We start from the raw sequence: 17,810 nt of genomic DNA, 5'->3' as shown, positions 1-17,810 counted from the left end.
GCAGGCGCCGGAGCGGCGCGGGGCGCGGGTGGTGCCGGTCCGCCGGGAGCGGTGCAGGGGAGCAGGCCCGCTGCGGGGCGGACGTTCGAGGCTCCGGCCGGCTCGCGGGCGACGGGTCGCCGATGGGGCGTCGCGCCGCGCGGGCCCGGGGCCGGACCCGGCCGGGACCGCACCGGGCGCCGGGTGCCCGACCCCGGCGCGGCCCGGCGGTCCCCCGCACGCGCCGTCACCGGGTCGTGGCGCGCGGCCGGTTGGTCGCAGGCACCGTGTGTCGGCCCCGGTGGCCGGCACTCCGGCCCGGTGTCCGAAGGCGCGGGCGGCATGCGACGCCATGGCGGCCGGCCCGCCACCGGCCGGCCCGGGCGGGCGTTCGACGCGTCGGCCGGCCGGCGGCCGGTACCGGCACCGCAGGCCGCTCGCCGGGGTCACCTGTCGCACGCGCTCGATGTCACCCACGCCCCGGAACGGTCCGGCAGCCGGGGTCCGCTGCCGGGCGCCGCCCGGACTGCGGGACACCGCCGTGGCGGGCGTCGCGGCCCGCTGTCGGCGCGCGGGCCGTTCGGGTCCGGGAGGGGATGTCGCGGCCCGGCCCGGCCGGGCGCTCCGCGCGCCATCGGCCGGTACGGACCGGGAAGCCGCGGCCGGCTGCCGCGCACACGCCCGGAGCGGGTGGTCGCCTCGCCGGGGCGGTATGCGCCGGCCGGGTCTGCCGGTCCGCCCGGCATCGAGGCACCGGCGCCCTCGGCCGCCACCGGCCTCCGGCGTGGCGTTGGCGCGGTCGGGGGGTGTGGGCGATGAGCGGGCTCGGACGGCATTTCATGCTGCGGGTCGGGGGGTTGCCCGTCGAGGCGCTGGAGGGGCTGCGCTGTCCCGCGTCGCGGGGGTGGGCGGACGAGGTGCTGGAGCGCACCGGGCGACTCGGCGCCGAGGGGGAGCGGATCGGGGATCTGCTGCACGATCTCGTCGCGCTGACCGGCGAGGACGACAGCGGCACCCGCCGGGATCTGCTGCGGTTGCGGCGTGAGGTGTTCAACAACCGGCTGCCGCGCGCCGCCGAAGCCGGCCTCGCGCTGGTCGAACGGCTCGACCCGGTCACCGGCGCCGCGCTCGGCGGCTGGCTCACCGAACGCCGCGCGCTGGCCGCGCGGATCGACGACGGCGCCGCCCTGCTCGCCGCCGAGACCGGCGACGCCCGCGCCGCGCTGCGCGAACTCGCCGCGCGGGAGCGGCTGCGCTCCGGGCTGCTGCTCGCCTCGCCCGCGCTCGACGGTCAGCTCGACGGCTATCTGCGTGCCCCGAAGGACGACAAGCGGTCGCGGAAGATCGAGCGTTCGCTGCTCGCCTACGTGTACCGGACCGCCGCCAAGACCAGCCCGTTCGCCACGTTCACCGGGGTGGCACTCGGCGAGTTCACCGCCGATCCCGACCCCGAACCCGCCCCCGACGCCCACGTCGCCAGCGCCGCCGCCCCGGACCGTAGCCTCGACGCCGCCGGCCCCTGGCACAGCCACCCGCGCCTCAACGTCCTCGCCCTCGGCCGGATCGCCGAGGCCATCACCGCCGACCCCGCCCGCCGCGCCGATCTCCCGGTCGCCCTCGCCTCCGGCTGGGGCCGCGAGGAGGACCGGGTGCGGTACGTACGGCGCTGGGTGACCGCCGGCGACGACGACACCGCCGTCACCTTCGACACCGTCAAGGACCGGCTGTTCTTCCTGCGCCGCAGCGGCGCCCTGGAGCGGATGCTCGGCCTCTTCGAGCGCCGCCCCGAACTGCGCTACGGAGAACTCGCCGCCTGGCTCACCGAGGTGAGCGGCGCCGAACCCACCGAGGTGGACCGCTACCTGTCCGCCCTCCTCGACGTCGGCATGGTGCAGATCCCGGCCCTGCGCACCCAGGTCCACGACACCGATCCGCTGCGCGCCTTCCAGGAGTCCCTGCGTACGCTGCGCCGCCCCTGGGCCGACCGGGTCGCCGCCGCCCTCGACGAGCCCGCCGCCGCCCTGGACCGCTACCCGGCGGCCGGACCCGCCGAGCGCCGTACCCTGCTGGACCGACTGCGCGCCCAGCTCGCCGCCGTCCAGAGCGACCTCGGGGCCACCACGCCCCGGGTGCCCCGCACACTGCTGTACGAGGACGCCCTGGCCCCCGCCGTACGCACCCCGCGCGCCGCCTGGGAGCGGCCGGTCGCCACCGGCCTGCGCGCCGTGGAACGCGTGCTGCCCGCCTTCGATCTGACCCTGCCGCAGCGCATCACCTTCCAGGGCTTCTTCCTGGCCCGCTACGGCCGCGGCGGGCGCTGCGACGATCTGCTGAAGCTGGTCCACGACTTCCACGAGGACTTCTTCGACCAGTACCTCTCCTTCACCGCCCGCCGCACGCCCTTCGACGCCGCCGGGCGCTACGTCCCGGAGCCCAACTGGCTCGGACTGCCCGCCCTCACCGCCCTGGACACCGCCCGCCGCGCCTTCGCGGACGGCATGCGCGAGCGCTGGGAGCGCTGGGAGGGCGGTCAGCGCGCCGATACCCACCCCGACGACGATCTGCTCCTCGACGAGGCGCTCCTGGACCAGGTGGCCGGCGCCCTCGCCCCCGCCGCGCCCACCCGGCCACTGCACAGCCACCACATCCAGCTCGCCGGCCGCCTCGCCGTTCTCAACCGCTCCTACGGCGGGCTGTCGTTCCCGTTCAGCCGCTTCACCCACGCCCTGGGCCCCGACACCACCGCCGCGCTGCGCGACCGCAACCGCGCCCTCCAGCCGCCCGGCGCGGTCTTCGCGGAGGTCACCGGCGGCCCGGTCACCTCCAACCTCAATCTGCACGCCCGGCTCACCGACCACGAGATCGTCTGCCCGGGCGAGACCAGCGGCGTACCCGAGGAGCAGCGGCTCCATCTCGACGATCTGTATCTGGAGCACGACCCGGCCGCCGACCGGCTCACGCTGCGCTCCGCGCGCCTGGGCGGCACCGAGGTCATCCCGGTCTACCTGGGGTACCTCGTCCCGCTCGCGCTCCCGGAGATCCCGCGCACCCTGCTGCTGCTGTCCCCCAGCTCCATGGCCCCGGTCGATGTGTGGGGCGGGGTTCCGGAGTCGGCGCCGGACGAGGGCGTCACGCACCGCCCCCGGGTGCGGCACGGCGAGCTGGTGCTGGCCCGGCGCAGCTGGAGCGCGCCCGCCTCCGTACTGCCGCTGCGCGCCCCGGGGATGGCCGAGCCGGAGTGGTTCCTTGGCTGGCACCGCTGGCGGCGCCGGCACCGGCTGCCCGCGCGGGTGTTCGTCACCGTCGCCGACAGCGGGGCGCGCGGCGCCACCGGCGCCAAGCCGCAGTTCGTCGACTTCGACAGCCCGCTGTCGCTGGCCGCCTTCGAGGCGCTGCTGAAGTCGCCGGCCGCCCGGGCCGTCTTCCGTGAGGCGCTGCCCGGCGAGCACTCGCTGCACACCCGTACCGAACGCGGCACCCATGTCGCCGAGCTGTCCGTGGAGACCTTCTGATGCCGCAGCCCATGACCACCACGGCGCCCGGCGCCTGGCAGGCCACCCACATCCACTACGCCGCCAACCCGCGCCCGCTGCTGCTGCACTGCGTCCGTCCGCTGGTCGCCGAACTGGAGGCGGACGGGCTGCTGGCGGGCTGGTTCTTCATCAACTACTGGCTGGAGGGGCCGCATGTGCGGCTGCGCCTGAAGCCGGTGAGCGCCGCCGCCGAGCCGGAGGTACGCCGCCGCACCGGCGCGGCGATCGACGCGTTTCTCGCCGAGCGCCCGGCGCTGTACGAGGTGGACGCCGGCTTCCTGAAGGACTTCTACAACCAGCTCTTCGAGATCGAGTTCCGCGAGGACGAGCGTGGCGCGTACCTGAACGCGGAGGGCCAGATGAATCTGCGGCCCAACAACAGCCACGCGCCGATGCCGTACGAGCCGGAGTACGGCAAGTACGGCGGCCCGGCGGGAATCGAGCTGGCGGAGTGGCACTTCCGGCACTCCAGCGAGCTGGTCATCGACGCCTTCCGCACCAAGAATCTGCATCTGCGTACCGTGCTGCTGGGTACGTCGGCGCAGCTGATGATGGTGATGTCGGCGGCCTTCGTGCCCGGCGAGCGCGAGCTGGCCGACTATCTGGACAGCTACTACACCTTCTGGCACCGGGCGTTCCCCGGCACCGGGTTCATCGGCTCCACCGAGTACGAGCGCAAGACCGCCGAGGTCGGCCCGGAGCTGGCGCGGTGGTACGCGCGGATCCGGGCGGCGATCGCCGCCGGGGAGCCGCGGCGGCTGCCCGGGTTCCTGGCCGGCTGGGCCACGCACTGCGTGGAGCTGCGGGAGCGGGCGCACGCGCTGGCGGTGGCGGGGCAGCTGGTGTTCCGGTCCTGGGACGGGGACCGCGACGAGTGCGTCACCGATCCGGACGAGGCGCTGGTCCGGCTCCTCTCCCCGTACATGCACATGACCAACAACCGGCTGCATGTCACCATCCAGGACGAGGCGTATCTCTCCCACGTCCTGGGCCGCGCGCTGCGCGAGTGGGTGATGACCCCGTGACGGGCGCCGCCGCGATGGCCGACTACCGGCCGGCGCTGCGCGCGGGGGTGCTGCTGAGCGAGCCGCTGCTGTACGGGCCCCGCACCGTGCATCTGGTCCACCACCCGGGCAGCGGCCAGTCGTTCGAGATCGGGGTCCGCGAACACTTCCTGCTGGTCCGGATGGACGGTCACCGCACCCTCACCGAACTGGGTACGGCGTACGCGGAGCAGTACGGGCGGCGGCTCGGCGACGCCAACTGGCGGCAGCTGCTCGCCCTGCTCGGCACCAAGGGGCTGCTGGCGGACTCCCCGGAGCCGGCCGCCGACGCCGACGCCGCCGACCCGATCGCCGGCCCCGCCACCGACGCCGCCCCGCCGCCGGAGCGCCCCGCCAACCGCCTGCTGCGCGGCACCCTCCCCCTGGTCGCCGACGCCGGCGCCACCGCCACCCGCCTGCACCGAGCCGTACGCCCGCTCCTGACGCCCCGCCGCATGGCACCGCTGCTGGCGCTGATCGCCGCCATGGAGATCACCCTCGCGCTGCACGCGGGCCAACTGCTCGACGGCGCCGTCACCGTCCTCACCCACCCCGTGCTGCTCGCCGGCGTCTTCGCCCTGCTGTGGCTGAGCACCGCCGCGCACGAACTCGCCCACGGCGTCGCCGCCCGGCACTACGGCGGCACGGTCAGCGAGATCGGCTTGCGCTGGCGGCTACCGATGGTGATCATGTATTGCACGGTCGACAACTACCGCTATCTGGCGACGCGTTGGCGCCGTATCCACATCGCGGCGGCCGGGGCCGTGATGAACGCCCTGCTCCTGCTGCCCTTCTTCGGCTGGTGGCTGCTCGCCCCGGACGGCGCCACCAGGGACGCCCTCGCCGGGCTGCTCCTCCTCGGCTCCCTCCACGCCTTCACCATGCTCATCCCGCTCCCCCCACTGGACGGCTACACCATCGTCTGCCAAGCGGTCGGCGCCACCGGCCTCGCCGCCGCCAGCCGCACCTACCTCGCCGCCGCGGCGCGCCGCGACCGTACGGCGCTGGCCGCCTACCCGCGCCGCGCCCGCCGGGTGTACGCCGGGTACGCCGCCACCGCCGTGCTCACCGTCCTCGCCGTGCTCACCGTCCTCGCCGTCCTCGCGCACACCCTGCTCACCCGCTGAACCGCTGAACCGCTGAACCGCCAGAAGGAGATCCCCCCGTGCCCACCCCCGACCCGGCCGTCGAACTTCTCGACATCCACAAGAGCTACGGCGCCAAGCGCGCCGTGGACGGTATCTCCTTCACCATCGCCCAGGGTGAGTTCTTCGGACTGCTCGGCCCCAACGGCGCCGGCAAGACCACCCTCATCGAGATCATGGAGGGCCTGCGCCAGGCCGACGACGGCACCGTCACCGTCCTCGGCCACCGCCCCTGGCCGCGCGACACCGCGCTGCTGCCCAGGATCGGCCTCCAGACCCAGAGTTCGGCGTTCTTCGTCCGGCTCACCGCGCACGAGCACCTGCGCACCGTCGCCGCCCTCTACCGCGCCGACCGGGCGGCCGTGGACCGTACCCTGGCCCGGGTCGGGCTCACCGAGCAGGCGGACGTACGCGTCGAGGACCTCTCCGGCGGCCAGCGGCAGCGCCTCGCCATCGCCTCCGCCCTCGTCCACGACCCCGAACTGATCTTCCTGGACGAGCCCACCGCCGCCCTCGACCCCCAGGCCCGCCGCGAACTGTGGCAGGTGCTGCGCGAACTCAAGGGCGCCGGCCGCACCATCGTCTACACCACCCACCACCTCGACGAGGCCGAAGCGCTGTGCGACCGGGTCGCCATCGTCGTGGACGGCAAGGTCACCGCGCTGGACACCCCCAACCGGCTGATCGCCGCCGGCTCCGCCGCCACCCGCCTCGTCGTCCCCGCCGACCGGCTCACCCTCGACGCCGCCCGCGCTCTGCCCGGCGTCATCGCGGCGTCGCTGGACGGCGACGCCGTGATCCTGGAGACCGCCGACGCCGGCCCGCTGCTCGCCGCCGTGGAGAAGGCCGCCGGCGGCCTGCACGGCGTCCAGACCCGCACCGCCACCCTGGAGGACGTCTACCTCCAGCTCACCCACCAGCCCTGAAACCGGCCCGGAAGCGACGGAGTACGACCACACATGAGCGCCTACGCGGCCCTGAGCGAGGCCGGCTACCGGGCCTACACCCGCGACAAGACCACCCTCTTCTTCACCTTCGCCTTCCCGCTGCTCTTCCTGGTGGTCTTCGGGCTGATCTTCAGCGGCCAGACGGTGGAGGAGAGCGGCCGTCCCTACATCGCGTACATCGCCCCCGGCGTGCTGTCCTGGGGCGTGGCCAACGCCGCCGTGTTCGGCGTCGGCTTCGTGCTGATGCAGTGGCGGCGTGATGACCTGCTGCGCGTCATCCGGATGACCCCGACCCCGCTGACCACGGTGCTCGGCTCGCGCTATGTGCTGTCGATCGGCATCGGCCTCGTCCAGGCGGTGCTCTTCGTCGCCGTCGCGCTGCTGCCCGCCTTCGGCCTCGAACTGGCCGCCGGCTGGCCGCTGGCCGTCCCGGTGCTGGTGCTGGGGGTCACGGCGTTCCTGGCGCTGGGCGCGATCGTCGGCAGCTACGCCCGCACCCCCGAGGCGGTGGCGGCGGTCGCCAACTGCCTGATGGTGCCGATGGCGTTCCTGTCCGGCTCGTTCTTCCCGCTGGACGCCATGCCGTCCTGGATGCAGACCCTGTCGTGGATCTTCCCGCTGAAGTATCTGAACAACGGCGTCTCCGCCGCCCTCACCGGCTCCGGCTCCGGCGCCGACATCGCGGTGGGCGCGGCCGGGCTGGCGCTGTTCGCCGTGGTCTTCGGCGCGCTGGCGCTGAAGACCTTCCGCTGGAGCGACCGCACCTGAGAAGGGGCCACCCCACGTCATGCGTAACCCCACCGCCACCCCCCTGGAAGCGGCCCGCGCACAACTGGCGGACGCCCTGGGCACCACCGTGGTCCCGCTGGGCGCCACCGACGCGCTCCAGTCCGCCGGGTCCGACCCGTACGCCGACGACCGCCCCGCCGCCACCGTGCACCTCAGCTCCCGCGCCGTGCTGCTCGGCCCGTGGGGGAGCGGCGGTACGGGTACGGGTACGGGGACGGGTACGGACGCGGGCTGCGGGCACTGTCTCGCCATGCGCTGGCAGCGGCTGCGCACCCGCTCCGAACGGGAGGCGCTGGAGCTGGGCTTCGCCCCGGACGGCGGCACCGCCTGGCCGGTCCTGACCGACTACGCGCTGGACGCCATCCGGGCCACCCGCACCGCGCTGGCCACCCGCGCCGTGCCGCCCGGCGAACCCGCCCGCGTCACCCGGATCGACCTGTCCACCCTGGCCCTGGCCACCTTCCCGCTGCTGCCGGACCCGCTGTGCCCGCACTGCGTACGCCGTACCCAGGAGTCGGCGGAGCGCGCCCGCATGGTGCTGACCCCCTCACCCAGGACGGCCGGGCACCGTACCCGCCCGCTCGCCTCCTACCCGCTGCCCGAAACCGCCCTCGCCAACCCGGTGTGCGGCGCGCTCGGCTCGCGCACCGAACTCAACCCGGTGTCCACCACCACCGCCCCGGTCTCCGGCAGCCACTTCGTACGCGGCTACGCCGGGCTCAACGACGTGACCTGGAGCGGCCAGGCGTCCCGCTACGACACCAGCCGCCGGCTCGCCTTCCTGGAGGGTCTGGAACGCTACGCCGGCACCCACTCGCGGCGCGGCACCGAGCCGGTCCGCGCCTCGTACCACGCCCTGCTGCGCACCCACGGCGCGGCGGCGGTGCTCAACCCGGCGGAGTGCGGCTTCTACCCGGAGGCCACCTACCGGGCGGACCCGCTGCTGTCCCCCTTCGACCCGGACCGCGAACTGCCCTGGCTGTGGGGCCACTCGCTGCGCGCGGACCGCCCGATCCTGGTGCCGGCCCGGCTGGCCCACTACGGCGCGGGCGAACGTTCCGACAACTTCGTCTTCGAATGCTCCAACGGCTGCGCCACCGGCGGCACCCTGGCGGAGGCGATCCTGTTCGGGCTGCTGGAGCTGATCGAACGCGACGCGTTCCTGGTCGCCTGGTACGGGCGGACCCGCCCCACCCGGATCGACCTCGACAGCTGCCGCGACCCGGCGGTCCGCACCGCCCTGGACCGGGCGGCGCTGCTCGGCTACGAGGTGCGGGCCTTCGACACCCGCGCGGATCTGCCGATGCCGGTGATCACCGGCGTTGCGGTACGGCGCGACGGCGGCCCCGGCTATCTGTCCTTCGGCGCGGCGGCCGGTCTGGACGCGGAGTCGGCGGTGGACGGCGCGCTGTCCGAGGTGCTCACCTACATCCCGCACCTGCCCTACCAGGTCGGCGAGCGCATCCCCGAACTGAAGGCGATGGCCCAGGACTACAGCAAGGTGGAACACCTCAAGGACCACGCCCAGCTGTACGGCCTGCCGGAGATGGCCCGGCACGCGGAGAACTTCCTCGCCCCGTCCCCGGCCGTACCGCTGCACGAGGTGTTCGCCGACTGGGAGGCGGCCCGGCCCCGTACCGGCGATCTCCTGGACGACCTGCACGCGGTGCGCGACGCGCTCACGGCCGCCGGACACGATGTGATCGCGGTCGACCAGACCACCCCGGAACAGCGCGGGATCGGCCTGCACACGGTGGCCGCCATCGTCCCCGGACTGCTGCCGCTGGACTTCGGCCACCGCCGCCAGCGCGCCCCCCTGATGCCCCGCCTGCACCGGCTGGCCGCGACCCGGGACCTCAACCCGGCCCCGCACCCCTTCCCGTGACGGTCAGTGCGGGCGGGCGGGGCGGGCGGGGCGGGCGACGGTGATGATCTCGGTGCTGTCGTCCGCCGCCGGGGAGCCGTCCCACTCGCCGTGCTGGGTGACGATCTCCAGGCCGGCCCCGGTGAGGAAGCCGGCCAGCTCCGGGCGGTCCAGGAAGCGCAGGGTGCTGTGACTCAGTTCGGGCGGGCCGCCGTCGGTGGTGTAGGCGGTGGTGAAGCTGACGGTGCCGCCGCCGACCGCCGTCACCCGGTGCTCGGAGCGGACCCGCTCGCCGCCCGGCCCGGTCACCTCGCGCGCGTACGCGGCGGACCAGCGTTCCCAGGCGCGGTCCGCCGGGTTGCGGGTGTCGAACGCGAAGCGGCCGTCCGGGCGCAGCGCGGCGCGGATCGCCGCCAGGTTCGTGCGCAGGTCGTCATCGGTCACGAACACCTGGAAGGCGTGGCCGGACATCACCACCAGATCGAACTCCGCCACCCAGCCCACCGGGGGGAGGACGCCGTGCACCCACTCGATGTCGGTACGCCGCCGGGCCACCTCCAGCATCCCGGCGGCCGGATCGAGCCCGGTGAGCCGCCCGGTGTGTCCGGCCTCCCGGGCCCGGTGCAGCAGCATCCCGGTGCCGCAGCCCACATCCAGGACGCTGTCGGCCGCCATTACCATCGGGAAGTAGTACCCGAAGTCGCCGCGCGGATCCCACGGGCAGAACAGGTCGTACAGCGCGGCGAGGCTCGTGTCCTCGAACTGTCGGTCGGCCATCGGGGAAGTCTCGCAGCCCCTCCGTCCCGAGGGCCAACATTTTTCTCCGCGGAGGTCCGGCGTGGGCAGAGGAACATCGGGCGTACTACGGGGCGAGGACGGCAGGTTCGAGCTGGCGGACGGCGTGGTGACCTTCCAGGACCCGGACGGTGCCGTCGCGCTGCCGGTGGCCCGGCTGACCGGGGTCACACTGCTGCGCGAAGCGGGCCGGCTGGGGATCCGGCTGGACCTGACCCGGGGGGCGCACACCGTCTCGTACACCGTACGCAGTGCGGACGCGCCCGACGTGCGTGCCTTTCACGCCCTGCTCGTCCAAGCGATGGAACCGCCGGCACCGACCGGGCGAGGGCTCGCCGCCCCGCCGCCGGTCCCCGAGGCGGCCCCCGAGGCGGCCCCCCGGCCCGACCGGGCCCGGTGCGGGCCGTGGCGCGCCCTGGGCTGGGCGGTGTCCGGCTATGCGCTGCTGGTCACGCTGTCCGCCCTGCTGCTCACCGATCCCCGGCCCGGGCTCGGCGAACTGGCCGTCCCGCACGGTGTGCTCCTGGCCGGCCTGCTCCTCCTCGCGGCGGCCCGCTTCGTCGCGCTGACGCCGCTGATCCTCGCGCTGCGCGGGGCGCCGGCCCGAGCCACCGTCGTCGACAACCACATCACCAAGGACGGGGTGTATCCCTGGTACCGGTTCACCACCGCGGACGGCGCGGTGCACACCGCGAAGTCCGCCCGCCGGCTCTACGCCACCCACGAGAGCGGCGTGGTACGGGTCCGGTACGACCCGCGCCGGCCGAGCCGGGTGGCGGCCGGTCTCCCCGTGCTGGACCTGACCGGCGGGCTGCTGGTCGGTCTGCTCGGCGCCTTCCTCGTCGTCGGGGCGCTGGAACGGCTGTTCACCGCCCTGACGTAGCCGGTGTCCCGGCACGCGTACGGCCGCCGCCGGGGAGCGGAAAGCGCGTCCCGGCGACGGCCGTTGTCCTGGGGTTGCCCGGAATCAGGCGGAGCAGGAGGTGGTGCTCGTGGTGCTGGAGCAGGTGGAGGTGGAGGAGGAGGAGGTGGAACCGGCCAGCACGACCTCGGCCTCGTCCGAGTAGTCCGAGATCTCGAAGGTCTCCGACTCCAGCTCCAGGATCTCGTCGGCGAGGGTGGCCAGCTCGGGCTTCTTCGACATGGGAATCTCCTTTGCGGAAAGCGGGATTCGGCCCCGGAGCACCACCGCGAGCGGCGTACCCTGGGGCACCCGCTCATTCCAGCCGCACCCGCTGGCAGATGGGCCCGCCAACCGCTGTCAGTACGCTGACACCTTCTGTCGGCGGCCTGACCGGCCGCTGCGGCACCGCACCGCGATGATCGATGCCCCGCTGAGTGAGGAGGGAGCCGCCGTGGCCGTACCGCCCGTACCGCCCGTACCACCCGACGTGCTCCGCCCCGCCCTGGAGCTGTATCTCGACCTGCACTCCCACCCCGAACTCTCCGGCGCGGAGCACCACACCGCCGCCCGCTTCGCCGACTGGCTGGCGCAGGACGGCTACGCGGTCACCCGGGGCATCGGCGGCCACGGAGTGGCCGGCGTACTGCGCCGCGGCGAAGGACCCGTCGTCGTGCTGCGCGCCGAGCTCGACGCGCTGCCGGTGACCGAGGACACCGGGCTGAAGTACGCCAGTACGGTCCCCGGCGTGATGCACGCCTGCGGGCACGATCTGCACCTGGCGGCGCTGGCCGGCGCCGCCCGTACCCTGGCCCGCTCCGCGGACTGGCACGGCGGCACCGCCGTGATCGTCGGACAGCCCGCCGAGGAAACCCTCAGCGGCGCCCGCGCCATGCTGGCCGACGGCCTGTACGAGCTGATCGGCGGCCCGCCCGACGCCGTACTGGCCCAGCACGGTGCGCCGTTCCCCGCCGGGTACCTCGCGCACGCCGCGCCCGGGGCGCCCGTGCTGGCGGGCAGCGTCACCCTGGACGCAGTGCTGCACGGCAGCGGCGGCCACGCCGGTACGCCGCAGCTGACGGTGGATCCGGTGGTGATGGCCGCCGCCGCGGTGCTCCGGTTGCAGGGCGTGGTGGCACGGGAGATCGCTCCGGCCGATCAGGCGGTGCTCACCGTCGGACGGCTGCGGGCCGGGGACCGTGCCAATGTGGTGCCGGACCACGCCGAACTGGGGATCAGCCTGCGGGCGTTCAGCGAGCCGACGCTGGAGCGGATGACGGCGGCGGTACGGCGGATCGTGCGCGCCGAGAGCGCGGCGTCCGGGGCGGACCGCCCACCTGAGTTCACCGAGACCTCACGGTCACCGGTGCTGGCCCCCGACGCGGGGCTGACCGCGGCGCTGCGCGCCGCACACGGGGAGTTGTTCGGAAAGTCCAGGGTGTCCGGCCTGCCGCCGGGGACCGCCACCGAGGACTTTCCCTGGTTCGGCCCCGCGGGTGCGGGCGCCGGACTGCACGGGGGACGGGGCATCCGGAGCGCGTACTGGATGCTGGGCACGGTCGGCGCCGCCACCTGGCGCGCCGCCCATGCCCCGGCCGGCCCGGAGGACCAGCCCTCCGTGCTGCCGCCCAACCACTCGCCGCGGTTCGCCCCGGACGTCCGTACCGCCCTGCCGACCGGCATCGAGGCGATGACCGGGGCGTTCCGGTGTGCTCTGCGGCACTCCCGGGAGACGGTCGGAGGCATCGAAGAGCATGTTCCGTGAGCATGAGTACGAACAGCGCCGGAAGCACGGGCGCGCACGGCCCGTGGACATCATCGCCGTGCGCCGCGACGACCGGGCACCCGGTGGTGAGACGACCGCCCTGCGGCTGCTGTGGCTGCTGCCCGCGCAACTGTCGTGTCAGGCGGTGCGGGTGGAGCCGGACCGGGTACGGCTGCGGTTCGACACGGACGCGGCGGCGGCGCGGGAGGCGGTGCGGCGGGCACTGGCGGACACGGCGCTGCGCGGCTGGGCCCAGGAGTAGCCGAGAAGAATCCGAACACCACACCTAGATCCAGCCGCGTTCGCGGGCCAGCAGAGCGGCCTGCGCGCGGCTGGTGGCGCCGAGCCGGCGCATCACGTCGGCGATGTAGCGGCGGTAGGTCCGTACCGACACACCGAGCCCCCGCGCCCCGGCCTCGTCCTTGCCGACGGTGCACATGAGCTGGAGCACCCGCAGCTCGCCCTCCGACAGCGGCGCGGCGTCGTCGCCGGGCCGCTCCAGGCGGACCGCGATGTCCTCGGCCCGCTCCCAGGTCTTCTCGAACAGTCCGACCAGGTTGGCGACCAGCGTGGTGCCCCGGGTGAGCAGCGCGCCCCGGATGGAGTCCCACGGGTCGAGCGGCATCAGCGCGGAGTGGCCGTCGAAGACCAGCACATGCTCGGTGACCGACTCCGCCACCCGGATCCGGGCGCCGCGCGAGACCAGCTTGCTGAGCATGGCGGCGGTCGGCTGGTGGTCCAGCGCGGCGGCCGGGACGACGGCGCGGATGCGTACCCCGCGGCGCAGGGCGCGCAGGGCCAGCGGCTCGCAGTAGGCGATGCGTTCGGCGGGCACCTCGCCCATCGGCTCGGCGTACAGCACCTCGGCGCGGCTGAAGAACGCCAGATCGTCGATCCGGTCCCTGATCTGCGGCCAGCCGTCCAACTGCTCGATGCCGCGCGGAGCGTTGGGCTTGATGGTGGTCTCCGCGCGTAGTGTGGCAAGAATGTGCTGGTTCTGGGTGAGCCGCTGCACCTCCTGGTACAGCTCGCGCAACCGGAGTTCGGCGAGCCGGGCGACGGCGGTCTCCGGGGTGGCGGGGGTGATCCGGCCCGGGGCCGTCCCGGGTCTCAGCAGGCCGAGGCCGGCGAGCCGGTCGAGGGTGGCGCGTACGGTCTCCTCGCCGAGGTCGAACAGCCGGTGCAGATGCCCGGGATGGGTGTCCGGATTGCGGAGGAAATGCCGGTACACGGTCTCATCCGCTGCGGAGATTCCGAAGACCGCCATCTCATGGGCATGCACAACTGAACCTCCTGGTGTGGGGGACATGAGGAGACCTGGTCTCAGGGTAAAGGCGCAAAGTGTGACGGTGGTCGTTCAAGACCAAGAAAACTCCTGCCCGTTGGGGGCACCCGATGAACGCTTGGCGAATGGCCGGTAGCTGCCTGAACTGGCATTTAGGTTAGCCTTGCCAAAGTTTGCGGGCGTGGTGGCCGGGCGGCGTGGCTCCGGCTGCCCCACGGCACTCGTCACCCCCATCCCACCCCGCCGGTCGCACCGACCCGGGTCGCTCCGCTCCACGAGGCCGCACCACCGCCACCGCCACCGGTACCCACCCCGCCCCGCCGGCCGCTCAACCGGCTGCCCCCACCACCCGGACACGCCGAGCGACCCGGCGGGGATTCCCGCCGGGTTCGGCGCACGCCCGATTCGCACCGCGCGGGCACGGTTCCGCCCCCGGCCCCGCCCAGCCGTAACGGCAGGGCCGGGGCGGGGGCCGGCGCCGGCCCCGGCTCAGCCGCGGAACGCGTCCCGCGCGTCCTTGAGCCGGTCCCGCATCGACCGTCCCCCCTCGCTGCCCTTGGCCCGCTTCGCCCGCTGGTCGGCGACCTTGTCCCGGGCCCGCCCCAGCGTTTCCTTGGCCTTGCCGCTCGCCTGCTGCGCCTTGGCCCTGGCCTTCTCCCTGTTCGCGTCCGACTTCTCGCTCACGGTGCCGCACCTCCTGTGCTGCTCCTGTGCTGCTCGGTCAGGGGACTTTCTCCCGGTTGACCGCGATCGCCCGGGTTTAAACCCCACCGGGTCCCGGGGTACTCGCAGCCGCGCCCCCCGAGGGCCGAGGAGGAGGAGACAGACCCATGATTGCGATGCTGCTGGTACTGCTGCTCGCCGCGATCCTGTTCGTGATCGGCTTCGCCGCCAAGGTCCTGTGGTGGATCGCGGTGCTGGTGCTGATCGTCTGGGTCGCGGGTTTCGTCGTTCGCCCGCTGACCGGCCACGGCCGCCGCGGTCGCTGGTACCGCTGGTGATGAACACCTTCTCCCCGCCCTCGCGCGCCCGCCGCGCGAGGACGTTCTCGGCACCCCGCTGACACCGGGGAAGCGCACCGCCGGCGACGCCGCGGAAAAAGTTCCGGCACAGCTGTGACACGGACCGGGGGTCGAGGCGTCTACCGGGGCGTGCAGGAATCAACGGCGGTGAACGAGCGGGAACGAGCCACGGCCGCGAGCGCTCTCGACGAGTTCCAGGGCTTCGCACGGGCCGTGATGCCGAGACTCTTCCGCTCCGCCCTGCTGATGAGCGGCGACTGGCATCTCGCCGAAGATCTCGTACAGACCGCGCTCGGCAAGATCTTCTCCTCCTGGTCCCGGGCACGGCGCGCGGACAGCCCGGAGGCGTACGCGCACACCGTGCTCATGCGCACCTACATCTCCCACCGCCGGCTGCGCCGCTCCTCCGAGCGCCCCGTGGCCGAGCTTCCCGAACCCTGCGGCTCCCCGGGCCCGGACAGCGCGCTGCGGGTCACCCTGCTCGCGGCCCTGGCCCAACTGCCGGTACGCGACCGCGCCGTTGTCGTCCTGCGCTACTGGGAGGACCACAGCGTGGAGGAGACCGCGGCCGTGCTGGGCATGAGCCGGGGCTCCGTACGCAACCGCAGCAGCAGGGGGCTGGCCGCGCTGCGCCGGACGATCGGCGACGGCCGGGACGCGTTCGCCCTGCACTGACTCCAGCACCCCCACCCGAACCCGGACCCCACCACACCAGAAAGGACGGTGCACCCGTGCGGCGCGACAGGACCACCTCGCACGACGACGATCTGCGGTACGGCCCCGAGCTGTCCCGCACGCTCGACACCGCGCTGAACGATCTCCCGCTGCGCACCGAGTACCTGCTGGCGGGCGCGGTGGCACGGGGCACCCGCGCCCGCCGCCGCAGGCGAGTGGCGCTGTGGAGCGCGGCGGGCGCGGTGACGGCCGCGCTGACCGCGACCACGCTGCTGTTCGTCCTGCCGGGCGGTCAGGGCGCGGCCCCGGCCCCGGCCGTCGCCCTGCCCGATTTCTCCGCGCCCGGCGGCGCGCCCGCCCCGGCGGGCAAGGAACCCCTGACGGGCGCCGCCACGGTCGCGCTGCTGATCGAACTGCTGCCGGACAGCCCCTCGGTGACGGGCACCGACGCGCGGGACATCGATCCGGCGAGCCCGGCCCCGCAGACCTACGGCCAGGTCATGCCGGCGGACGGCGGTGAGATCGCGGTATGGGTGATGGGCGCCTTCGTCCAGGACCCGGGAGCGGACCGCTGGGGCAGTGCCCCGTACGGCGATCCGGCGGACAAGCCGGAACCGGGCGCGGCGGCCGACCCGCCGGCGCCGCGGAGCGCCTGGCGCCACCCCTCCTGCGAGGAGGGGGACGACGGCTGCCGGACGGAGAGGCTGGCGGACGGTTCGGCGCTGCTCACCCAGGAGCGGGCCGTCGGCTCCGGCACCGAGCTGACGGCCGACGTACTGCGCCCGGACGGCACGCGGGTGATCGTGATCGCGACCGGGACCGGGTACGCGGCGGCCGAGGTACGCGCCCTCGCGACGAGTCCGCGCTGGCAGTGGTGGGTCGATCCGGACGTGAACGACGCCGCGCGGCGAGCCGGTTCGCCATGAGGTACCCCGGCCCGCGGGAGCGGGCCCCGCCCCAACCCGCGCTCGCACCCCGGTACCGCCGACGTACCTCCTCTCAGCCGAATGGGAAGAACACACCACCATGTCTCGTGCAGTGCAGCGCCTGTCCGCTCTCCTGGCCACCGTGCCGCTCCTCCTGGCCGCCGCGGCCACCGGTGCCGCCGCCACCAGCGCCGCGACGGACGGGCCCAGGACGACCGCCGAGGAACCCCCGCCCGTCACCGAGATCCCGGTGATCACCAACGCCAACGACCGGGCGATGCCGCTGGACGGTTACCTGCTGAACCCGGCCCAGCGGGCGACCGTCGACGCCGCGTACGACCGGCTGGCGTCCGGCTGCATGGCGCGGTTCTCCTTCGACTACAGCGTCCCGAGGTTCCCCGAGCCCAGCCTTCCCGACTCCCCGACCACCCGGACCGACGGCCGCTTCGGACTCCAGAGCGCCGAGCACGCGGCGCAGTGGGGCTATCACTGGGCGGGCGGCTTCCCCGAGTGGGAGCCCTCCCCGCAGCCGACGGGCGAGATGCTGACGGCCCTGACCGGATCGGACGGCCCGGGCCAGAAGCTCGGCCCGGGCGGTCAGATCATCAACGGCGAGGTCGTGCCGTACTACGGCTGCACCGGAGAGGCGCGGACGGGGCTCACCGGCTCGCCCGAGGGGTGGGTGGGCGACCCGTATCTGTCCGAGGACCTCAAGTTCGACACGCTGTTCGCGGCCCGGAACGACGCGCGCACCCGCGCGGTGTTCGACCTCTGGTCGGCGTGCATGCGGGACAAGGGCTTCGACTACCCCGACCCGCTGGCGGCGGCCGCGGACGGGCGGTGGGGCGAGACCCAGCTGCCCACCGCGTACGAGATCCAGGTCGCCGTGGCCGACCAGGAGTGCCGGGCGGCCCACAACGTGGTGGGCGTGTGGTTCGCGGTCGACCACGCCTACCAGGAGCGGGCCGTCCAGCGGTACGCCGAGGGCCTGAGCGAGGCGAAGGCGCAGCTGGACGCCATGATCGCCGCCGCTGAGCGGGTGGTGGCCGCCCCGTAGCCGGGGGCTTCTCCTCCGGCCCCCGAGCGCGCGGGTTCCCCCGTCCTTCCCCCCTGTCCCGGGGGAACCCGCCGCGCGACCGGC

At 74.2% G+C, this 17,810-nt stretch carries 17 protein-coding genes; 13 read left to right on the top strand and 4 right to left on the bottom strand.

All coding sequences use genetic code 11. From position 1 onward, the window contains the following. Positions 1 to 794 precede the first annotated feature (794 nt). From AC5WRL_RS26065 to AC5WRL_RS26040, 6 genes are read left to right on the top strand one after another with little or no spacing between them, the layout of a single operon-like run. On the top strand, positions 795 to 3,491 hold the full coding sequence (locus AC5WRL_RS26065; RefSeq protein WP_496091110.1) for a lantibiotic dehydratase: 2,697 nt from the start codon (positions 795 to 797) through the stop codon (positions 3,489 to 3,491). Next, positions 3,491 to 4,537 carry a lantibiotic dehydratase C-terminal domain-containing protein gene (locus AC5WRL_RS26060; RefSeq protein WP_496091109.1) on the top strand — a complete coding sequence of 349 codons (1,047 nt, stop codon included), beginning with the start codon at positions 3,491 to 3,493 and terminating at the stop codon, positions 4,535 to 4,537. Before AC5WRL_RS26065 ends, AC5WRL_RS26060 begins: the two co-directional genes overlap by 1 nt. A gap of 14 nt (positions 4,538 to 4,551) precedes the next feature. After that, positions 4,552 to 5,682: a site-2 protease family protein gene (locus tag AC5WRL_RS26055; protein WP_496091121.1), complete on the top strand. Its 1,131-nt coding sequence runs from the start codon at positions 4,552 to 4,554 to the stop codon at positions 5,680 to 5,682. Positions 5,683 to 5,720: 38 nt separating this feature from the next. Then, on the top strand, positions 5,721 to 6,626 hold the full coding sequence (locus tag AC5WRL_RS26050; RefSeq protein ID WP_496091108.1) for an ABC transporter ATP-binding protein: 906 nt from the start codon (positions 5,721 to 5,723) through the stop codon (positions 6,624 to 6,626). A gap of 33 nt (positions 6,627 to 6,659) precedes the next feature. Beyond that, positions 6,660 to 7,415 (top strand): ABC transporter permease, encoded by a 756-nt coding sequence (locus AC5WRL_RS26045; RefSeq protein ID WP_496091107.1) that lies wholly within the window; start codon positions 6,660 to 6,662, stop codon positions 7,413 to 7,415. A gap of 19 nt (positions 7,416 to 7,434) precedes the next feature. Beyond that, on the top strand, positions 7,435 to 9,321 hold the full coding sequence (locus AC5WRL_RS26040; RefSeq protein ID WP_496091106.1) for a TOMM precursor leader peptide-binding protein: 1,887 nt from the start codon (positions 7,435 to 7,437) through the stop codon (positions 9,319 to 9,321). 3 nt (positions 9,322 to 9,324) lie between these two features. Here the strand turns inward: AC5WRL_RS26040 and AC5WRL_RS26035 are convergent, their stop codons facing one another. Next, positions 9,325 to 10,077 carry a class I SAM-dependent DNA methyltransferase gene (locus tag AC5WRL_RS26035; protein WP_496091105.1) on the bottom strand — a complete coding sequence of 251 codons (753 nt, stop codon included), beginning with the start codon at positions 10,075 to 10,077 and terminating at the stop codon, positions 9,325 to 9,327. 61 nt (positions 10,078 to 10,138) lie between these two features. Between AC5WRL_RS26035 and AC5WRL_RS26030 the strand changes: the two genes are divergently transcribed. After that, the gene (locus AC5WRL_RS26030) at positions 10,139 to 10,978 is read left to right on the top strand and encodes a hypothetical protein (protein ID WP_496091104.1); all 840 of its coding nucleotides are present in this window, start codon (positions 10,139 to 10,141) and stop codon (positions 10,976 to 10,978) included. An 84-nt stretch (positions 10,979 to 11,062) separates the two neighbouring features. Here the strand turns inward: AC5WRL_RS26030 and AC5WRL_RS26025 are convergent, their stop codons facing one another. Next, on the bottom strand, positions 11,063 to 11,239 hold the full coding sequence (locus AC5WRL_RS26025; RefSeq protein ID WP_496091103.1) for a thiazolylpeptide-type bacteriocin: 177 nt from the start codon (positions 11,237 to 11,239) through the stop codon (positions 11,063 to 11,065). A gap of 175 nt (positions 11,240 to 11,414) precedes the next feature. On the opposite strand from AC5WRL_RS26025, the gene AC5WRL_RS26020 reads away from it, so the two are divergent. After that, a complete protein-coding gene (locus tag AC5WRL_RS26020; protein WP_496091102.1) occupies positions 11,415 to 12,761 on the top strand; it encodes an amidohydrolase in 1,347 nt (448 codons plus the stop codon). After that, complete coding sequence (locus AC5WRL_RS26015) at positions 12,751 to 13,023, top strand: hypothetical protein (RefSeq protein ID WP_496091101.1); 273 nt, start codon at positions 12,751 to 12,753, stop codon at positions 13,021 to 13,023. Before AC5WRL_RS26020 ends, AC5WRL_RS26015 begins: the two co-directional genes overlap by 11 nt. A 24-nt stretch (positions 13,024 to 13,047) precedes the next feature. Here the strand turns inward: AC5WRL_RS26015 and AC5WRL_RS26010 are convergent, their stop codons facing one another. Together AC5WRL_RS26010 and AC5WRL_RS26005 are read right to left on the bottom strand one after the other, a co-directional pair. Further along, positions 13,048 to 14,043, bottom strand: a complete 996-nt coding sequence (locus AC5WRL_RS26010; protein WP_496091100.1) for a helix-turn-helix transcriptional regulator — start codon at positions 14,041 to 14,043, stop codon at positions 13,048 to 13,050. 492 nt (positions 14,044 to 14,535) lie between these two features. After that, positions 14,536 to 14,730, bottom strand: a complete 195-nt coding sequence (locus tag AC5WRL_RS26005; RefSeq protein ID WP_496091099.1) for a CsbD family protein — start codon at positions 14,728 to 14,730, stop codon at positions 14,536 to 14,538. Positions 14,731 to 14,876: 146 nt separating this feature from the next. On the opposite strand from AC5WRL_RS26005, the gene AC5WRL_RS26000 reads away from it, so the two are divergent. From AC5WRL_RS26000 to AC5WRL_RS25985, 4 genes are all read left to right on the top strand, one after another. Next, positions 14,877 to 15,047 carry a hydrophobic protein gene (locus AC5WRL_RS26000; protein ID WP_496091098.1) on the top strand — a complete coding sequence of 57 codons (171 nt, stop codon included), beginning with the start codon at positions 14,877 to 14,879 and terminating at the stop codon, positions 15,045 to 15,047. A gap of 150 nt (positions 15,048 to 15,197) precedes the next feature. After that, the gene (locus tag AC5WRL_RS25995; RefSeq protein WP_496091097.1) at positions 15,198 to 15,743 is read left to right on the top strand and encodes a SigE family RNA polymerase sigma factor; all 546 of its coding nucleotides are present in this window, start codon (positions 15,198 to 15,200) and stop codon (positions 15,741 to 15,743) included. A 56-nt stretch (positions 15,744 to 15,799) separates the two neighbouring features. Then, the gene (locus AC5WRL_RS25990; RefSeq protein ID WP_496091096.1) at positions 15,800 to 16,669 is read left to right on the top strand and encodes a hypothetical protein; all 870 of its coding nucleotides are present in this window, start codon (positions 15,800 to 15,802) and stop codon (positions 16,667 to 16,669) included. Positions 16,670 to 16,769: 100 nt separating this feature from the next. Next, on the top strand, positions 16,770 to 17,726 hold the full coding sequence (locus tag AC5WRL_RS25985) for a hypothetical protein (protein ID WP_496091095.1): 957 nt from the start codon (positions 16,770 to 16,772) through the stop codon (positions 17,724 to 17,726). Positions 17,727 to 17,810: the final 84 nt, after the last annotated feature.

It is taken from the genome of Streptomyces sp. NTD107 (assembly GCF_059510435.1).
This window is presented reverse-complemented; position numbering and strand designations above follow the sequence as displayed.

What these genes read in the sequence shown, in the direction of transcription:
- AC5WRL_RS26065 (WP_496091110.1), top strand. Translation starts at nt 795, where the DNA reads ATGAGCGGGCTCGGACGGCATTTCATGCTGCGGGTCGGGGGGTTGCCC.
- AC5WRL_RS26060 (WP_496091109.1), top strand. Translation starts at nt 3,491, where the DNA reads ATGCCGCAGCCCATGACCACCACGGCGCCCGGCGCCTGGCAGGCCACC.
- AC5WRL_RS26055 (WP_496091121.1), top strand. Translation starts at nt 4,552, where the DNA reads ATGGCCGACTACCGGCCGGCGCTGCGCGCGGGGGTGCTGCTGAGCGAG.
- AC5WRL_RS26045 (WP_496091107.1), top strand. Translation starts at nt 6,660, where the DNA reads ATGAGCGCCTACGCGGCCCTGAGCGAGGCCGGCTACCGGGCCTACACC.
- AC5WRL_RS26040 (WP_496091106.1), top strand. Translation starts at nt 7,435, where the DNA reads ATGCGTAACCCCACCGCCACCCCCCTGGAAGCGGCCCGCGCACAACTG.
- AC5WRL_RS26035 (WP_496091105.1), bottom strand. Translation starts at nt 10,077, where the DNA reads ATGGCCGACCGACAGTTCGAGGACACGAGCCTCGCCGCGCTGTACGAC.
- AC5WRL_RS26025 (WP_496091103.1), bottom strand. Translation starts at nt 11,239, where the DNA reads ATGTCGAAGAAGCCCGAGCTGGCCACCCTCGCCGACGAGATCCTGGAG.
- AC5WRL_RS26020 (WP_496091102.1), top strand. Translation starts at nt 11,415, where the DNA reads ATGATCGATGCCCCGCTGAGTGAGGAGGGAGCCGCCGTGGCCGTACCG.
- AC5WRL_RS26015 (WP_496091101.1), top strand. Translation starts at nt 12,751, where the DNA reads ATGTTCCGTGAGCATGAGTACGAACAGCGCCGGAAGCACGGGCGCGCA.
- AC5WRL_RS26000 (WP_496091098.1), top strand. Translation starts at nt 14,877, where the DNA reads ATGATTGCGATGCTGCTGGTACTGCTGCTCGCCGCGATCCTGTTCGTG.
- AC5WRL_RS25985 (WP_496091095.1), top strand. Translation starts at nt 16,770, where the DNA reads ATGTCTCGTGCAGTGCAGCGCCTGTCCGCTCTCCTGGCCACCGTGCCG.